Source organism: Aerococcus sp. 150760013-2 (assembly GCF_053627715.1).
In genome coordinates this window covers 99674-117321 of sequence record NZ_JBSEYI010000005.1, presented here as the reverse complement: position 1 = coordinate 117321, position 17648 = coordinate 99674, and the positions used below count along the sequence as shown (strand labels likewise).

Below are 17648 nucleotides of genomic sequence, written 5' to 3'. Positions count from 1 at the left end.
ATATGTTATCAGTCATTGTACCGTGTTTTAATGAAGAAGAATCTATACATCTTTTCTACAAAGAAATGGAAAAGGTAAAGCAATTGATGGATCAAGATATTGAATATATTTTTGTGAATGATGGGTCATCAGATAATTCTTTAAATGAAATGAGAAAGCTAGCCAAAGAGAATGATCAAGTGCGCTATATTTCGCTTTCAAGAAATTTCGGTAAAGAAGCAGGGATTTATGCAGGTTTAAAACAAGCTAAAGGGGACTTTGTTACTTTAATGGATGTAGACTTGCAAGATCCACCTGAATTACTGCCAGTAATGCTTGATAAACTATACCAAGATCCAACCCTTGATTGTGTTGGAACGAGAAGAGTAGACCGCGGTGGAGAACCGCCTATCCGTAGCTTCTTTGCTAAACAGTTTTATGCACTCATGAATAAAATTAGTGATACTGAATTTGTAGATGGCGCACGTGATTATCGGTTAATGACTAGACAGATGGTGAATGCTATTCTTGAGTTGACAGAGTACAACCGCTTTTCAAAGGGATTATTTTCGTGGGTAGGATTTAACACTATCTATCTTGAATTTGAAAATAGAGAAAGAGTCGCTGGTAATACTACTTGGTCTTTCTGGAGCTTGTTTAAATATTCAGTAGAAGGGATCATCAATTTTTCTGAAGTACCTTTGTCAATTGCTTCATATTCAGGAGCCTTGATGTTTGTTATTTCTATTATTGCAGGATTGATCATTATACTACGTGCTTTAATGTTCGGAGATCCAACTGCGGGGTGGCCTTCTCTAGTAGTGATTATCTTGTTTATTGGTGGTATTCAGTTGCTTTGTCTCGGGATTATTGGTAAATATATTAGTAAAATTTTCTTAGAGACTAAAAATAGACCCATATTTATTATTAAAGAAACCGAAGCAGATTTGAAGGATAAGTTGAACGAGGTTTAATAATGGCATTTATAGATAAGTTGAAGAAAAAGTTATTTAATCAAGAATTTGTTATATATGTAGTTTTTGGCGTATTAACAACATTAGTCAATATAGTATCATTCTTTTTGATGAGACAAGTATCAAGCCTTTTTGTTTCTAATACAGTGGCTTGGATATTATCAATTATTTTTGCTTATATTACCAATAAGATTTGGGTGTTTAAAGCAAGAGAATGGTCAATACGTATAATTCTTAAAGAATTTGCCAGTTTTATCACTTTCCGCTTATTATCTTTTTTGATTGATATGTTGTTAATGTTTTTATTAACCTATCTAAATAGTGGAGAAGGTTGGGCGAAACTTGTAACACAAATTGTGGTAGTGTTGTTGAACTATATTTTTAGTAAAGTATTTATATTCAAATAATGATATGAGGCTACGATAATTACTAAAAAAATCGCTGCCAACACGCTTAGTTTCCTAGGTGGTTGGCAACGATTTTTTTTTTGATTAGTTATTTGCTTCTTCTAAGTTTTCTACTTGATCTTCTAGTGATTTAATGCGGGACTCCATATCATGGATTTGAAGGTTGATTTCTTCAGACCTATCGATCGTTGGCGCCACATCTGCATTCGGGTTCATAATCATAATCAACCAAATTAAAAGGAAAATAATGGCCACGGCAAGGGTGATATATAACCAGTTTAATTTTGGTGAACCTTTATCTAGGTATTCAAGGGTTTCGTCAACTTTTTTTCGGTCCATGTTCTTTAAACGATTATATAGTTCATTTAGATCGTTTTCATTATTTTTGGGATTAAGCGGCATAAGTAACCTCCTTTAACTTGTTTATAACAGTAATGACGGTTAGAAAATTAGAAAGCCCATTCGCCTTGTCGGAAGATAGGGAATACATTACCATCGGCATCGATACCATCGATATCCATCTCAGCTGATCCAATCATGAAGTCAACGTGAACATGGCTACGGTTAACGCCTGCTGCCTGTAATTCTTCTTCTGACATGTCAGTTCCGCCTTTAACGTTAGTTGGGTAAGCAGCACCGATCGCCAAGTGGTTTGAAGCATTCTCATCAAATAGGGTATTGTAGAATGTTAGGTTACTTTGAGAAATTGGTGATTTATGTGGCACTAGGGCAACTTCACCTAAACCTTGCGCACCATCATTGTTGAAGACTAAATCTTTCATGATTTGCTCACCTTTATCAGCTGTAACGTCTACAATTTTACCGTCTGCAAAAGTTACTTTGATGCCTTCAATTGTAGAACCCGCGTAAGATAGTGGTTTTGTTGAAGTCACGTAACCATCCATCACGTTTGTATCTGGTGCTGTGAAGACTTCTTCAGTTGGCATATTAGCGATAAATGGTGAACCATCAGGGTTAAAGCTTTGAGCAGATACCCAGATGTGACCTTCAGGTAAACCTAATGTTAAATCTGTACCAGGTGCAGTGTAATGTAATTTTTTGAATTGTTTGTCGTTTAATTTTTGTGCTTTTTCGTCTAACAAGTCACGGTGTTTGTTCCAAGCTTCTACTGGATCAGCTTCGTATACGCGACTTGCTTTGAAGATGGCATCCCATAATGCGTCTGTTGCTGCTTGTTTATCTTCAGCTAATTCAGGGAAAACGTGCTTCGCCCAGCCGTAGTCAGCAGCTGCTGCAACTGTCCATTTAACTTGATCGTTCATTGTCGCAGTGCGGACAACTTTTAATTTTTGACCGTGGTTGGTTTGAACAGTGTCAATTTTACTTGCATCAATACCGTTTAATAGATCTGGGTCACCAGATACGATTGAAAGGCGTGACACTTTTTGGTTTAAGATTAAATCTTCTTGGCGGGCTACAGTATAGTCAGCAACTTCCGCTAAATCTTCTGTCGCTTGGTACTCGTAGTTTAAGCGGGTAGTGTAGTCATCTTTCCAAGTAAAGTGTACACGGCGAGCACCATTTTCATAAGCGTGTTTTGCTAAGTAGTGCGCTAGGGGTGCTTGGTCGATGGCAATGTAAATCATAACATTGTCGCCTTTTTGTACGTTAATCCCTTTTTCGATTAATAGGTTTGCATATTTGTCTAATAATTGGTCAAAATTCTCCATGTAAATATTGTCCTCCTAAGATTGCTTTTATTGATGTTGTTGGTAGCTATCTACACATTGCTGGGCAAGTTGTTCAATTAGAGGGATATCTTCGTCTTCAGGATACAACTCAATCTTTACAGCTTCACCAGCTTGGATAGCACCGGTTTGTTTGAATTGTTCGGTAAAATCATCAACAGATTTACAGAATTCTTCGTAATCATATTCGCCTGAACCTAAGGTCGCGAAAATCTTACCTGTTAAATCAACGTCCGACAATTCTTCGTATAGGTCTACAATTTCATCTGGTAAGTCTGCAGCAGCACCGTATGTATAGGTCACGACAACGCAGATATCCTCTTCTAGAAAATCGGTCGCATACACAGATTGGCATTCCACCATACGTGCATCTATGCCCAAATTAACTAAAGAGTTGGTCATAATATTTGCTATTTCTTCATCGTTTCCAGTTAAAGAAGCAAAGGTAACTAGTGCCTTTGGCAATATGGTTCGCTCCTTTCAATAATAATTTTCATTTCTAATTAAATTATAGCAAAAAAAGCACTCTTTGACGATATAGAGTACTTTCATTCGTTAGATATTCACTTTATCAAGCTAAACGGTAAGTATCGATATTTTCAAAAGCTTCTTGTGTTTCTTTTGGTAGTTGCATTTTCAGATAGTTGATAATGATTTCAAATAAAACACGTGCATCATTGAAGCGGTTTTCTGCAATCAACCGTACTAAGTCACCGAGGTACATCATGAAAGGATACATATCCAAAATGAAATCTTTTGGTTCATCCGTATGGTATTTCTCAAGAATAGCTGTCATTACAGTATGTGAACACTCTAAAGCTTCATTAACTAGGTAGTCATGATTACCAATATCCAAAATTGTTTTTAATAATGCTTCACTAGCTGCAAAGAAGTCATCAAAATTTTTGTGTTCATATGCATTCTGTACCGCTAGTACTTTCTCATCTAAAATATCCTTGTAGTTTTCACCTTTAACCTTTTGTTTAATCATTTGATCCAACATCCGGTAACTGATAATTAATTCATAGCGTAAACGGTGGGCTACGAAGTCAACTTTCGGCACATTATCTCCGACGAAGAATCCGCGATACGGAATCATAACTACAAAGCCTTCATCTGCTAAGGTACTTAAAGCAGCACGAATAGGGCTTCGACTGATATCTAAATCTTCAGAAATAAAGGCTTCAACAATATGAAAACCGGATTTCCAGTTTTCACTAAGTATTTGATCTTTAATATGTAAGTAGGCAACTTGTTCTAATTTTTGCGTTTTTCCCATGCCATTCACCTCGCTCAGGTCATTGGTAGATACGTTTCATATTTGGCTTTAAAAAATATGCAATAACGTTTTATTACTTTCTTAATCATACCAGTTTAGTCAAGAAAAAGCCAAAGATTATCATTAAAAGTTATAAAAAATAAAGCGGTTACAATTGGTAAAGGGTGTCGGATTCGTTTTATTTCGCTGGATTTTAAGGTATAATAAAGCAGAATATACAGGAAGGACGAGAGTGAATGATAACATTAAAATCTGCCCGTGAAATAGAAGGCATGAAAAAAGCAGGGGCTTTATTAGCAAGCATCCATGAACAATTGCGTCCAATGATGGTACCAGGCGTTACCACAATGGAAATTGAAGCCTTTTTTGATAAAAAAATTACTGAAGCAGGCGCTATCCGTGAACAAGTTGGCTTTGAAGGCTATGAGTATGTGACATGTGTATCCATTAATGATGAAATTTGTCACGGCTTCCCAGCACCTAACCGCGCTTTAAAAGATGGCGATATCGTCAGTGTCGATACTGTTTTATCATTAGACGGCTATTTTGCTGATTCTTGCTGGACATACGGTATTGGCCAAGTGGATGAAGAGGGTCAACGACTAATGGACGTAACGAAGAAAGCCTTAGAATTAGGGATTGAGCAAGCACGTGTTGGTAACCGTATTGGAGATATCGGTGCGGCAATTCAAACATATGTTGAAAGCCAAGGTTTTTCAGTTGTGCGTGAGTTCGTGGGTCACGGTATTCAACCAACTATGCACGAAGGACCATCTGTACCGCATTTTGGTGTAGCTGGAAAAGGACAACGTTTACGTGCTGGCATGACGATTACTATTGAACCAATGGTCAACACTGGTAAATGGCAATCGCAAATGGACGCTAACGGTTGGACTGCACGCACAATTGATGGCGGACGTTCAGCACAGTATGAGCATACCTTAGCCATCACTGAAGATGGGCCAATTATTTTAACGCAACAAAAAGATTAAAGAAATGAATGTAACCATTAAGGGCGGTCATGCAAACTTAATGGTTTTTTCACATAAATAATTATTAAGATTATTTAAATTAAAATGAAGTTAAATTTCATTATGCTATAATGTAAATTGGTATAGATTGCTTAAGTTTCACAAGATAAACCAGATATTTCTAGCAAAGAAAACCCAGCAATTTTCCTAATAATTCTCCAGAGGAGCGCTTATGACAAAGCAAGATAATCAAAAAAATCAAGCCCCTAGTCGCCGCGATAATAAAAAAGCGAATTCATTCAATTTAAAGGCCCTTACATCATCAAAATGGTTGCCTAAAGAAAAGAAAACCTATTGGATTTTAGGTGCTGCGGCTGTGGTAGTCGTTATATGTGCGATTGCATTTAAAGTATATGCTGATATTTCTGGATTCGGTTCTGATATTTATGAGGATGTGAATTCAGCGCAACTTCGTGATGCAGATGCACAATTAAAAAATGGCGAACCAATTACTATTTTACTAACAGGTCTTGATAGCGGAGCGCTTTATTACGAGGATGTTGAGGAGACGCGGACGGATGTAATGATGGTCTTCACCATTAATCCAAAGACCAACGAATCAACTGTCGTTTCTATTCCAAGGGATGCATTAGGGGTCCAAAGTGATACGGATGAATTTGATAAATTAAACCATGCTTATATGAATTATAATGGGATTGAAGGGACAATCAACTCCCTACAACGCTATTTAGATATGCCAATTGATTATTATGTGAATGTCAATATGCAAGGATTTATGGACGTGATTGATGCCTTGGGTGGTGTGGATATTACGCCAACCTTAACTTTTACTCAAAACGACGTTTCTTTTACAGAAGGCGAAACACGCACCTTATCTGGAATAGAAGCAATGCAATACGTGCGGATGCGTAAATCGGATCCTGAAGGCGATATTGGCCGTGAAAAACGACAACAACAATTAATCGAAGCGGTAGTAGATAAGGTCATTTCACTTGGAACAATTACCAATTACAATGACATCTTAGATGCCGTAGGTGATGATATTAAAACAAATATTACAGTGGATAATATGTTTGCCTTGCAGTCAAATTACTTAGCAGCCATGGATAATTTAAATAAATTAGTCTTTGATGACTATGTTGACCTAAACCTTGATTTTGGTTATTACATGTTAATTCCAGAATTAGAGCGTTTAGAAAATGTATCCATCATGCAAGACAACATCGATTATGAAGCAACTAATTCAGCCATTGTTTACCCTGTAGAGTATGGGGTTGAATCAACCTACTTCCCAGTGTCTGACTTGAATTGGGACGGCGTCTTAACAGATGATGAGATGGCCATTCAACAAGGGGTATATTCAAGAGAAGACTTGAATGAACTGGTCAAATATATCTTTGGTTATTCAATTAATGACTACTTAGAATCAACAGGGAACACAGACTTGATCGATGAAAATGAAGATCAAACGATTCCAACCACTTTAGATGATGAATTGCTAGAACATATTACAGCTGGTTTTGACCCAAGTGGCACTGTGACTGAGGATACAAGTAGTGACTTGGATACTTACGGCGACACAACTACGGGAGAAGACACGGGAACATATTACGATTCATCTACTTATTCGGAAACATCTAATTATACAGATACCTATAGCAATACTTATAGTGATGAAGCGCCGGCAACATCAGAATCAATGACATTACCTGAAGAAAGCGTGCCGGAAACGATTCAAGAAGCACCGGTTACATCTGAAGAACCCGTGACCGATACACCTGTTGAAGAAACCACCGTTGCAGAATAAATCATAGAATAATAAATAGCATAAAATTTATAAAAGTTTTTATATCTATCTTTGAGGAGGAGGGATTATATGGCAAATAGAGAAAGTCGCCATCGTAGAAGTCAAAGGGAAGCGTATCATGAGGAGCATCCTCGTAAGAAACGTCGTGGATTATTGGGTTGTTTTGGATGGGTATTGTTAGCCTTTTTAATTATTGGGGGCGGGATTCTTGCATACTCATATTACCGAATTGACCAAACAGGAGACGCGATTTATCAACCTGCGGACGCCGATGGTGCGGAACCGGTAGAAGAAGTCCGTGAAGAAGAAGTGACTGTATCGGATAAAGAGCCAATTTCTATTTTACTCATGGGGATGGACTCAGGGGGGACAAGAACGACTGGTGAACAAAATACTGACGTCATGATTCTTGTGACCATTAACCCGAATACACAAACTGCTAAAATGGTTTCCATTCCACGTGATACTTATGTTTCAAGTATTGATTTCAAGATTAACGGTGCTTATGCCATGGCCGGTGGGGCATCTGGTTCAATCAATGCAGTTCAAAACCTATTGAATGTGCCGGTTGACTACTATGCCTTAGTGAATATGACGGGTATGATGAACATCATCGATGCAATTGGTGGGGTATCCTTATACAATGATTTCAGTTTCTCTCAAGATGAATATACCTTCCCAGAAGGTCAAATTACCCTGGAAACAGGTGCTGAAGCCCTAGCATACGTTCGTAACCGTTACGATGATCCAGATGGTGACTATGGTCGTGCTGACCGTCAACGCCAAGTCCTATTAGCCATCTTAGACAAGTATTCTGATGTATCTAATATTGGATCTCTAGGTAGCTTATTTGACACAGTACAAGCCAATGTGGTTACTGACTTAACTGTTTCAGATATGACCCAATTAGCCTTGAACTACCGAATTGATTCTGAAAATGTTGAATCTACTACTTTAGTAGGTACGGGCGATATGTCGACAGGTATTTACTACAATATCTTATCTGAATCGCAAATTTCAGAAACCTCTGCAGAACTTAGAGATCATTTAGAATTAGAATAGCTTTATGCTTGTAAAATGGGAGTCGTGTGTAGTGCACGGCTTCTTTTTTTCGGAAAAATTCTGTTTAGCTGGCATGAATAACGTATAATATAGGTAAGAATGATACATGAGGAGGAATTTTAAATGATCGGTGTAATTGGTAGTATTTCAACAGATTTCGTTGTAACTACAAACCGTGTGCCAAAGCAAGGTGAAACGGTTTATGGTCAAGCCTTTGAAACAACTTTTGGTGGTAAAGGGGCCAACCAAGCGGTAGCAGCAGCAAGACTAGGTGGACAGGTGCAAATGTTTGGTTGCGTTGGTGGCGACCAATTTGGACAAGAAACTAAGGCTAACTTAGCGCGAAATGGTGTGGATGTGACAGCTGTTAAAACAATTGAAAATACGACAACAGGTTCAGCGCATATTACCGTTTTTGAAGGGGATAATGCCATCGTTTATGTGCCTGGTGCTAACCAAGAAGTCACCGTTGACTACTTGAAATCAGTGGAAGCGGACTTGTTAGCTTGTACCTATTTTGTGATTCAAAATGAAATCCCTATGCCATCTATTCAATACTTAATCGATTTGGCAGAGGCACATGACATTCAGGTGACTTATGATCCAGCGCCTTTTATTGAGATTGATAAGGCCTATTTAGAGAAAGTGGATTATTTATTGCCAAATGAAACAGAAGCTAAAGAGATGTTTGGTGATTTGGAAACGGATGCATTATTGGGCCAATACCCAGCCCAGTTATTGGTTACAATGGGTGGTGACGGGGTCCGTTACCATGATGGAAAAATGGCTGTACATGTGCCAGCGATTAAAGGGAATGTAGTGGATACAACGGGTGCTGGTGACACCTTCTCAGGTGCTTTTACCGTGGCCTTATCCAAAGGTAATAGCTTAGCTGACGCCATTCAATTTGCGTCAATTGCAGGTTCTTTATCTGTTCAAAAATTTGGTGCCCAAGGTGGGATGCCAACGATTGATGCCTTAAAAACGCATGAAGAATTTAATGATAGCTGGCAAGTATAAAGGTAGATTTTTCTTTGCAAGAGGGAGACTAGTGATAAGCTAGTTTCTTTTTTGTTTAAATAAAAATTCTCTGAGATTAAAAGTTCGTCTTTTAATATAAATTCTACGAGGGTAAAACCGCTTGTTTTGAATTTAGTGATATTCGGGTTAATTCGAAAGGGTAATGTTCGTCAATTGGTGAAAAAACCAGTCAATTTATACATTGATTTGGATAAATTTTAACAAATCGCTAAAAAAACGAATAAATAAAACTTGCAATTCAGAAAGTAAGTGTGTAGAATACGAATTGGTGTTTACGGACACTTTTTGTTGTTGAAGATATTGATAGAGAGAAAGGCGAGTTGAATTCGTGGAAACTTTTGATTATGAACAAGTCCAATTAATACCTGCTAAATGTGTGATTACAAGCCGTAGCCAGGCAGACACTTCAATTGAATTTGGAGGTCGTGAATTTAATATACCAGTTGTGCCAGCAAACATGCAGACTGTATTAAATGAAGAGTTAGCTGAAGAATTGGCCCGCAAAGGTTACTTCTATATTATGCACCGTTTTGAACCAGAAAAACGTATGCCATTTATCAAGCATATGAATGCTGAAGGTTTATTTGCGTCAATTTCTGTTGGTGTAAAACCAGAAGAATATACTTTCATCGACGAAATCAAAGCAAGTGGTGAACGCGTAGACTACATGACAATTGATATCGCGCACGGTCATTCAGAGACTGTTATCGATATGATTAAATACATTAAAGAACAGATTCCAGAAACATTTGTAATTGCTGGTAACGTGGCAACACCTGAAGCAGTGCGTGATTTAGAAAACGCTGGTGCTGACGCTACTAAAGTAGGGGTTGGACCTGGTCGTGTATGTATCACTAAAATCAAAACTGGTTTCGGTACTGCTGGTTGGCAATTACAAGCGATTAAATTATGTGCTAAAGCAGCGCGTAAACCAATTATCGCTGATGGTGGTATCCGTACAAACGGTGATATCGCTAAATCGGTACGTTTCGGTGCATCAATGGTTATGGTCGGTTCATTATTAGCTGCCCACGTTGAATCACCAGGTGAAACTGTAGAGCAAGATGGTGTAACTTACAAAGAATACTTTGGTTCAGCATCTCAATTCCAAAAGGGTATCTACAAAAACGTTGAAGGTAAGAAAATGTTGATTGAAAGCCGCGGTAGCTTATGGCACACCATGCGTGAAATGCAAGAAGATTTACAATCAAGTATTTCATATGCAGGTGGTCGTGACCTAGGTGCTTTACGTACGGTTGACTACATGATCGTACCAACTATTTACAACGGTGACTAATTTTAAGGCCGATATTATAACCAAGGTAAATTATAAAATTTTCAAGGGACTGTGGCTAAAAGCTGCAGTCCTTTTATTGACGAAAAAATTTGTCTAAATTGGCTTGTCAGCCATGAAAGTGCTGGTCCTTTTGCCCAGAAAAAATGGAAATATGGTATGATAAAAGGCAGATATTTAGTGAGAAGGAGGTGTTGTTGGTGGCTGGCAGAAATCAAAAAGGACCTAAGGATAAGCGGTTATTTGCCATGCTAGTTCTGGCGGGATTAATCCTATTTCTATGGGTTGGTAACCGGATGGCGGAAGAGCGGTTGGCTGAGCCGGTTGAGGTGGCCAAAGAGGTGTCCCAGACGTCGTCGATTTATCAGGATATTTTGGAGGACCACCAATTAGCGTCTGAGTCGTCGCGGGTACGTCAGGCTGATGAAGGGAATAAGAACGACCAAGCATCTTCTTCTATAGAAGATAGTAGTGGGGATGGGGCAAGTTCTTCATCTGAATCAGAATCAAGTGGTGACTCGACATCAGAAAGCCAACAAGGGGCATCTTCGCTGGAAGAGGCTGAGGATTTAGGTCAGCTCTACCACCAGAACCCGCCTAGTGTGCCGGGCGGGCAGGCTTATGTTGAAGTGAATGACAATGTGCCGATTTTTACGGATGCTGATTTGACGGATGTTGAAGAATCTTGGGAGCGGTATAGCCCTTTGGATGATTTGGGTCGGGTGTCTGAAGCCAATGCCTTGTTAGGGGTGGACTTGATGCCAGCTGAATCGGAACAACGAGAAGCTTTGACCGCAATCACACCAACTGGTTGGCAACAAAATCGGTATGATATTGTATCGGCTGGCTGGTTGTATAACCGAAGTCATTTAATTGGTTTTCAGTTGACTGGTCAGCAGGATAATTTGCTGAACTTGATGACCGGGACCCGGTATTTCAATGTGGAAGGTATGCTACCTTTTGAAAACTATGTGGCTGCCTACGTGGAAGATAGTGAAAATCATGTCCGCTACCGGATTACGCCTTTATTCATGGGAGATGAACTACTGGCGCGTGGTATTTTCATGGAGGCTTATTCCATTGAGGATGATGGTGAATTGCAATTCCATGTCTATATTCCAAATGTTCAACCAGGGATTGAGATTGATTATAGCGATGGATCAAATCAATTAGCAGTTTAAAATAAAGAGTCTGACCTGATTAAGAAGCATTGCGATCAGGTCAGACTCTTTATTTATTTATATGCTTTTACTTGCCGATCTAGAAATTGTTTTGCGACTTGTTGTCCAAAGGCAAAAGACATTTGTGCATTGTTGTTTCCGTATTGTGTGGTCATAATCCAACGGCCTGTTAAGAAGAGGTTGTCGAACGTTCCATACCGTTGAGAAATGACTTGTCCTTGAGGCCAGGTGACTAGCACACCACCGTCTAAGGCAGGGGTAAATATTTCACGGTTAACCATGTTTTTTATGAATACATCTTGTTGTGTTGCCGGTAGTAATTGACTTTCAAATCCAGCTGCATTCACTAAAATATCCACATGCTTACTTGAACCGTTCTCAAAAATCAGTTCAAACCCCCCGTCACTATATGGTTTGATGTCCGCCAGTTTATCGTGGAAGGTTACCTTACCCTCGTCATACCACTGCATAATATCCTCTAGGGCTTCATGTGTCATTTGACTTCTGAAATGTTCAAAAATAGGCATATATTCTTGCTTATATATATTGCGGTCAAGTACCGACATGCCCATGTATATATAAGGTAAATAAGGCGTGACAATACCCGTATAAATTTGGAATATATGTAAATCGCGATCGTAGTGGGCTAATTCTTGACGAATCTCCGTGATAGCGCCACTACCATATCGGTCAATTACGCGTTTAACATCTACTTTATTAACTGCCATATCTTCCATAAAAGTTTCCAAAATATTATCTAGTGGGATATAACCATTATGGGCTGACTGCTGATTTTTAATCCAATCCATATTAAACGTAGCCTGAATATAACCATCATATGGCCCTTGTTTGACAGAGGAGAATGGTGTAGATCGTGTAAAGAAGGTGATTGAACGAGCGAGCTGATTAGCATAGTGATATTGCAGGTAACGCATAACATCTAGACCAGTTAAGCCGGATCCAATGATGCCAATCTTTTTATTTGGATGAATGGCGGCAAGTTTCTCCTTTACCGGGTATGGATCATGGATGTATCCACTGTGCCCGATTAAATGATAGTGATCCGCATAAGGTGGATGTCCAATATTTAAGAAAACGACGTTATAGATGGTATTTTGCCAATGACCATCAGCTGTTTGTAATTGGTAGTAGCAATTCTTTTCCTGGCTACCTGTAATATGATTGCCTGTTTGATCTACAACTTGGATGTCTTGAATACGTTGGTAATGGATATGAACATGGTCATTGTCTAAATAATGTTTCATACGGTCCTTTAAATAATCACCGTACATTGCACGCGGGATAAAGGCTGCTGGATTACAGTATTCTTTGTGATGGTAGGACAACCAGTCTAATAAGTCATTGGGATTATCTGCTTCGATAGACAAATCTTTCGCATATGAATTCATTACTAATTTATTGTCGTCCTCTTGATAGGGGAAACCATTGCCTAAGGGCGTGGCTTCATCATAAATATCAATGGTTAAGGGTTGCTTTGGATGTTGCTTTTTAAAATCAATCAGGGCTTTTAGGCTGCCATTTCCAGCGACACCTAATCCTATAATCGCGATTTGCATAGTGTTCTCCTTATTTGTTGTTTAAAAATTTGTTGTAGGGACGAAGGTATATTGAAATATATTTGATTATTGCGTCTACCTTCCCCATTCTATTATCGCTATAAATTATAGCACATTCCTATATTTTATAAGAAACGCCTACGAGATATTTGTAGATCAAAAGAGGATAGGATTAGAATTCCCTAAATTTTATCTTAATGTAATGTTGTTTTATGTTAGGATATGGTATTTTTGTTGAATACGAAAAGGAGTTACAATTATGAAACCAAATTTAAATAAACAGCTGACAATGCGCGAGCTCATTGTCGTAGCTTCCACGTTGTTTGGCTTATTTTTTGGTGCTGGTAATATTATTTTCCCTGTTTTGATGGGACAAATGGCTGGTAACCATGTTTGGCAAGCAAGTCTAGGATTTATTATTACTGCAACTGGGCTACCTTTATTAGCAGTAGCTGCTATGGGGATGACACACTCAGAAGGTGTCTTTCATTTAGCAAGTAAGATTTCTAGAAAATATGCATACTTTTTTACGGTAGCATTGTATTTAACTATTGGCCCATTCTTCGCTAGTCCAAGGACGGCATCTGTATCTTTTGAAGTGGGTTTTGCGACAACAAGTTTCGCTGAGTCACCTGTCGCTTTATTGATTTATTCAGCCTTATTTTTCGGGGTAGCCTTGGCATTATCACTTCGGCCATCAAACATTATGGATTATATTGGTAAGTTCTTAAATCCTGTGTTTCTTATTTTCTTAGCAATTATTTTTATTCGTGCATTTACAATGCCGGAAATAAGCGTAGCTGAGGTAGAATCAATTGCTAGCTTTTCAAATCAAGCCTTTTTCCAAGGGTTTTTGGAAGGTTATAATACGATGGACGTCTTAGCGGCATTGGCTTTTGGTATTATTATTATTCGCTCAATCCGTAAATTAGGCGTGAATGAACCTAAAAACTTGGCCAATTCAACAGTAAAATCCGGTTTGTTAACTGCTATATTAATGGGTTTGATTTATTTCAGCTTAGCTATTTTAGGTACACAAAGTCGTGGCTTTATTGATGTACAAGAAAATGGTGGTATCGCGCTCTCCTTGATTACGCAACACTACTTTGGAACTGCTGGCTCAGTCATCTTAGCTATAGTTATGGTCTTCGCATGTTTAAAGACAGCAATTGGATTAATTGTAGCTTGTGCAGAAACTTTTGAAGAACTTTTTCCGAATAAATTATCATTGACCAATTGGACTATTTTATTTGCGGTCTTATCCTTCCTTGTTTCAAACATAGGATTAACAACGATTATCGGCTTATCCACCCCGGTATTAATGTTCTTGTATCCATTAGCAATTTCACTAGTTATTATCGCTTTATGTGAACCTATTTATACCAGTAAACATGTATATCGCTGGGTTACTATTTTTACAATGTTTGCAGCCTTATTCGATTTCATTAAAACTTTACCTGAAGGCATCTTTGATGCAATCGGTGGAGAAGCTATTGGTCATTTTGCTGATACGATTCTGCCATTCTATGCCTTTGGATTTGGCTGGCTAGTCCCAGCTCTGATTGGACTCGTTATTGGTATTATTCTTACTGAAAAAGAAAAAATAGCTAGTTAAACGAACGGATAACACCTCTACTTCTTGATTTGAAGTGAGGTGTTTTTTTGTTTGCAAAATACAACTATCGTTTATAAACTTGATAGAGATTATTTTATGTCGCATATATTAACTGTTACGTATGCCAACAAAATATAATAAACGTATATTTTTTTCTAGTGCAACGATAACAGTATCTTTAAAATGCCTATCATCTGGAATAAAAATACTACTGAACGTGTGAAGGTGGATAAGGAAGCTGCGTCGTTACAAAAATCTAGCTAGCCGTTTTGGTAAGAAAGAATTAGCCTCAGTTATTATGGATTTTGTTGGTCTCATATCTTCAACCTTGTACTTTAACAGTACTGATAATATGTATATAGTGTGATGACAGTTACGGGTTATCTTGGATCTGCTATGTTCAATACAGTTATCTGGGCGGCAATTATAGAGGTTGTAGATGATAGTGAAGTGACAACACATAATCGTCAAGATGGTGCTGTATATTCTCTTTATTCATTTGCACGTAAAGCAGGATAAGCTGGATTTATTTCGGGGCAAGCTTTAGCTATGGTAGGTTACGTTTCAGATGCGCTAGTGTAATAAGAGTCAGACATAAAAGAATGGATTTATATAATAGGGACTCTAGTACATGGTATTTCTTTCATTCTATGTGTATTGTGGTATTGCTTCTTTACTCATTCAAATCGTAAACGTGTATTAAATTTGGTTGCTGAACTTGAAGCGCATCGCAATGGCTAATGAAACTTTATGAATGATCTAGTTATGATAACTAGGAAAAAGAGTAAGTGTTAAAACTTACTCTTTTTTTTGTCTCGTGGTCATGTTAAACTATGTCGACACCATTTTTAGTACAATGATGTATTTTTTAAGGAGACCCATAAATATGAAAACAGCAATTATTGTTGACTCAACAGCAACTTTACCAGAAGACCTAAGCAGTCTAGAGAATGTATTTCAGATTAAATTGAGTGTTATTTTTCCTGATGGAGAAGTGCGTGAAGATTCTAGTGACCCCCAAGTGATCTCAGACTATTATAATGAATTAGAAAATATGACAGTATTACCAACAACGTCACAACCTACAAACGGACAAATTTATGACCTATATGAAGAAATTATCAAAGCTGGCTATGATGAAGTTTATGGCATTGTGATTGCTAGTCAATTAAGTGGCACTCTGTCTTCATTAGAAGCGGTATCAAGAGAGTTTACCGATCAAGTTACCACCCATATTATTGATGCTAAGTCGACATCAGCTGTGTCGCAACATTTAGTAGGTGAGTGTTTACGATTATTAACAGCAGGTCATACTGCAGAAACTGTTGTACCCGCCTTAGAACAAGTAGCTAATGAAAGTGAAACTTATATCTTGGTGGGTTCATTGGACAACCTAGTAAAAGGAGGCCGTTTATCAGCTGCCGGTGCCTTCTTTGGTAACCTATTAAAAATTACACCTTTAATTAAAATTGATCAAATGGGTGCGCTAGAAGTGATTGATAAAATCCGTACTGACCGTAAAATGAAAGAAAAATTCAAAGGGATTTACGAGACTGCCCACGCTAAGTATGGCGACCGTTTACATGTGTCTGTAGCCCATTCAAACGCTTCAGAACGTGCCTTAGAACTTGCTGCCAATATGTCAGATGATATGGATATGTCACAAGTAACTGTCTCTGCATTAACGCCGGTTGTAGGTACCCATTTAGGAAACGGTTCGATTGGGATCTTTTTATTGGTAGATGCCGAATTATAAAACGACAGAAAAATGCGATTTATCGCATTTTTTTTGCTATAATGTACCTTGAATAAACACAACACACCAAGTGTTACAAGGAGGAGAATATTATGCGCTCAGCAATCATTGTAGATAGTACATCTAGTTTGCCTGACGAATTAAAAAACCATCCCGATGTGTACGAGGTAACTTTAAAGATCGCTTTTAAAGATGGCGAAGTGATGGATGATACCACAAACGAAATGATTTTGAAACACTTTTACCACAAAATGGTGAGTGTAGACGAATTGCCAACCTCATCTCAACCCGAACCAGCGGACTATTACCGAATTATGGATGAACTAATAGCCAAGGGTTACGACGAGGTTTATGGGGTCTTTATGTCTAGTAAACTGAGTGGGACCTTCCAAACAGCCCGTATGGTTATGCAAGAATATCAAGATCGAATCAATGTCCACTTAATAGATACCAAGGCTGTATCCATTATTATTGCTCACGAAGTGAAAGAATTGATTCGTCTGATTGAATCAGGCTATAAAGCTGAACAAATTATTCCAGCAATGAACCAAATGATTCAAGATTCAGAAATTTATATCTTTATTGAAGATTTAAACAACTTGGTCAAAGGTGGCCGGGCCAAAGCAGCCTCAGCCTTTATCGGGTCTGTATTAAAAATCTATCCTATCCTACGATTTGAAGATGACGGTACAGTAGACGTTTTTGAGAAAATCCGTACTGAAGGAAAGATTAAAAAATCTTGGTTGCATATCTATGAAGAGGCCCGCAATCAATTTGGTGACCGTCTGCATTTAGGCTTTGCCCACGGTGATGCCTATGATAAGGCCATTGAATTCAGAGACTATTTCTTAGAAAACTATCCAAATGAAGACATCATTATCCGTTATTTAACACCCGTTTTAGGGGTTCACGGCGGTAAGGGTGCCTTAGGTATGGGGTTACTAGTAGACGCTGACTTAGAGTAAGTGGAGGCTT

17 protein-coding genes are annotated in these 17648 nt (G+C 38.2%); 12 read left to right on the top strand and 5 right to left on the bottom strand.

The window, feature by feature from the left end; all coding sequences use genetic code 11:
- Window positions 1–2: 2 nt before the first annotated feature.
- Window positions 3–953 carry a glycosyltransferase family 2 protein gene (locus ACUW85_RS03995; RefSeq protein ID WP_182023269.1) on the top strand — a complete coding sequence of 317 codons (951 nt, stop codon included), beginning with the start codon at window positions 3–5 and terminating at the stop codon, window positions 951–953.
- Window positions 954–955: 2 nt separating this feature from the next.
- Window positions 956–1360 carry a GtrA family protein gene (locus tag ACUW85_RS03990; RefSeq protein WP_069285766.1) on the top strand — a complete coding sequence of 135 codons (405 nt, stop codon included), beginning with the start codon at window positions 956–958 and terminating at the stop codon, window positions 1358–1360.
- Window positions 1361–1444: 84 nt separating this feature from the next.
- Here ACUW85_RS03990 and ACUW85_RS03985 read toward each other — a convergent pair whose 3' ends face one another.
- The 4 genes from ACUW85_RS03985 to ACUW85_RS03970 all read right to left on the bottom strand — a co-directional run bounded on the left by ACUW85_RS03985 (window position 1445) and on the right by ACUW85_RS03970 (window position 4348).
- Window positions 1445–1762, bottom strand: a complete 318-nt coding sequence (locus ACUW85_RS03985) for a hypothetical protein (protein WP_016896415.1) — start codon at window positions 1760–1762, stop codon at window positions 1445–1447.
- 47 nt (window positions 1763–1809) lie between these two features.
- A complete protein-coding gene (locus tag ACUW85_RS03980; RefSeq protein WP_165696626.1) occupies window positions 1810–3057 on the bottom strand; it encodes an aminopeptidase in 1248 nt (415 codons plus the stop codon).
- Between the two features lie 21 nt (window positions 3058–3078).
- Complete coding sequence (locus ACUW85_RS03975; RefSeq protein WP_048729332.1) at window positions 3079–3534, bottom strand: flavodoxin; 456 nt, start codon at window positions 3532–3534, stop codon at window positions 3079–3081.
- A gap of 106 nt (window positions 3535–3640) precedes the next feature.
- On the bottom strand, window positions 3641–4348 hold the full coding sequence (locus ACUW85_RS03970; protein WP_182023267.1) for a GntR family transcriptional regulator: 708 nt from the start codon (window positions 4346–4348) through the stop codon (window positions 3641–3643).
- Between the two features lie 236 nt (window positions 4349–4584).
- Between ACUW85_RS03970 and map the strand changes: the two genes are divergently transcribed.
- From map to ACUW85_RS03940, 6 genes are all read left to right on the top strand, one after another.
- Window positions 4585–5340 (top strand): type I methionyl aminopeptidase, encoded by a 756-nt coding sequence (gene map / locus ACUW85_RS03965; protein WP_026466487.1) that lies wholly within the window; start codon window positions 4585–4587, stop codon window positions 5338–5340.
- 211 nt (window positions 5341–5551) lie between these two features.
- Window positions 5552–7147: an LCP family glycopolymer transferase gene (locus ACUW85_RS03960; RefSeq protein ID WP_182023266.1), complete on the top strand. Its 1596-nt coding sequence runs from the start codon at window positions 5552–5554 to the stop codon at window positions 7145–7147.
- Window positions 7148–7216: 69 nt separating this feature from the next.
- Complete coding sequence (locus ACUW85_RS03955; protein ID WP_182023265.1) at window positions 7217–8209, top strand: LCP family glycopolymer transferase; 993 nt, start codon at window positions 7217–7219, stop codon at window positions 8207–8209.
- Window positions 8210–8332: 123 nt separating this feature from the next.
- Window positions 8333–9229, top strand: a complete 897-nt coding sequence (gene rbsK, locus ACUW85_RS03950; protein ID WP_182023264.1) for a ribokinase — start codon at window positions 8333–8335, stop codon at window positions 9227–9229.
- Window positions 9230–9578: 349 nt separating this feature from the next.
- Entirely contained in the window at window positions 9579–10547 is a 969-nt protein-coding gene (locus ACUW85_RS03945) for a GMP reductase (protein WP_026466483.1), read from the top strand.
- Window positions 10548–10744: 197 nt separating this feature from the next.
- Window positions 10745–11725 carry a DNA/RNA non-specific endonuclease gene (locus ACUW85_RS03940; RefSeq protein WP_286163232.1) on the top strand — a complete coding sequence of 327 codons (981 nt, stop codon included), beginning with the start codon at window positions 10745–10747 and terminating at the stop codon, window positions 11723–11725.
- 53 nt (window positions 11726–11778) lie between these two features.
- Here the strand turns inward: ACUW85_RS03940 and ACUW85_RS03935 are convergent, their stop codons facing one another.
- On the bottom strand, window positions 11779–13302 hold the full coding sequence (locus tag ACUW85_RS03935; protein ID WP_182023263.1) for an FAD/NAD(P)-binding protein: 1524 nt from the start codon (window positions 13300–13302) through the stop codon (window positions 11779–11781).
- Between the two features lie 259 nt (window positions 13303–13561).
- Here ACUW85_RS03935 and brnQ point away from each other — a divergent pair, with 259 nt between their 5' ends.
- The 4 genes from brnQ to ACUW85_RS03915 all read left to right on the top strand — a co-directional run bounded on the left by brnQ (window position 13562) and on the right by ACUW85_RS03915 (window position 17638).
- Window positions 13562–14917 (top strand): branched-chain amino acid transport system II carrier protein, encoded by a 1356-nt coding sequence (brnQ, locus tag ACUW85_RS03930; RefSeq protein ID WP_154837911.1) that lies wholly within the window; start codon window positions 13562–13564, stop codon window positions 14915–14917.
- A gap of 366 nt (window positions 14918–15283) precedes the next feature.
- Window positions 15284–15436, top strand: a complete 153-nt coding sequence (locus ACUW85_RS03925) for an MFS transporter (RefSeq protein ID WP_154837909.1) — start codon at window positions 15284–15286, stop codon at window positions 15434–15436.
- Window positions 15437–15803: 367 nt separating this feature from the next.
- Window positions 15804–16673, top strand: a complete 870-nt coding sequence (locus ACUW85_RS03920) for a DegV family protein (protein ID WP_149315032.1) — start codon at window positions 15804–15806, stop codon at window positions 16671–16673.
- Window positions 16674–16765: 92 nt separating this feature from the next.
- On the top strand, window positions 16766–17638 hold the full coding sequence (locus tag ACUW85_RS03915) for a DegV family protein (protein WP_182023262.1): 873 nt from the start codon (window positions 16766–16768) through the stop codon (window positions 17636–17638).
- The last annotated feature ends 10 nt before the right edge of the window (window positions 17639–17648 follow it).

What these genes read in the sequence shown, in the direction of transcription:
- ACUW85_RS03955 (WP_182023265.1), top strand. Translation starts at nt 7,217, where the DNA reads ATGGCAAATAGAGAAAGTCGCCATCGTAGAAGTCAAAGGGAAGCGTAT.
- ACUW85_RS03925 (WP_154837909.1), top strand. Translation starts at nt 15,284, where the DNA reads ATGACAGTTACGGGTTATCTTGGATCTGCTATGTTCAATACAGTTATC.
- ACUW85_RS03915 (WP_182023262.1), top strand. Translation starts at nt 16,766, where the DNA reads ATGCGCTCAGCAATCATTGTAGATAGTACATCTAGTTTGCCTGACGAA.
- ACUW85_RS03920 (WP_149315032.1), top strand. Translation starts at nt 15,804, where the DNA reads ATGAAAACAGCAATTATTGTTGACTCAACAGCAACTTTACCAGAAGAC.
- ACUW85_RS03995 (WP_182023269.1), top strand. Translation starts at nt 3, where the DNA reads ATGTTATCAGTCATTGTACCGTGTTTTAATGAAGAAGAATCTATACAT.
- rbsK (WP_182023264.1), top strand. Translation starts at nt 8,333, where the DNA reads ATGATCGGTGTAATTGGTAGTATTTCAACAGATTTCGTTGTAACTACA.
- brnQ (WP_154837911.1), top strand. Translation starts at nt 13,562, where the DNA reads ATGAAACCAAATTTAAATAAACAGCTGACAATGCGCGAGCTCATTGTC.
- ACUW85_RS03990 (WP_069285766.1), top strand. Translation starts at nt 956, where the DNA reads ATGGCATTTATAGATAAGTTGAAGAAAAAGTTATTTAATCAAGAATTT.
- ACUW85_RS03970 (WP_182023267.1), bottom strand. Translation starts at nt 4,348, where the DNA reads ATGGGAAAAACGCAAAAATTAGAACAAGTTGCCTACTTACATATTAAA.
- ACUW85_RS03935 (WP_182023263.1), bottom strand. Translation starts at nt 13,302, where the DNA reads ATGCAAATCGCGATTATAGGATTAGGTGTCGCTGGAAATGGCAGCCTA.
- ACUW85_RS03960 (WP_182023266.1), top strand. Translation starts at nt 5,552, where the DNA reads ATGACAAAGCAAGATAATCAAAAAAATCAAGCCCCTAGTCGCCGCGAT.
- map (WP_026466487.1), top strand. Translation starts at nt 4,585, where the DNA reads ATGATAACATTAAAATCTGCCCGTGAAATAGAAGGCATGAAAAAAGCA.
- ACUW85_RS03985 (WP_016896415.1), bottom strand. Translation starts at nt 1,762, where the DNA reads ATGCCGCTTAATCCCAAAAATAATGAAAACGATCTAAATGAACTATAT.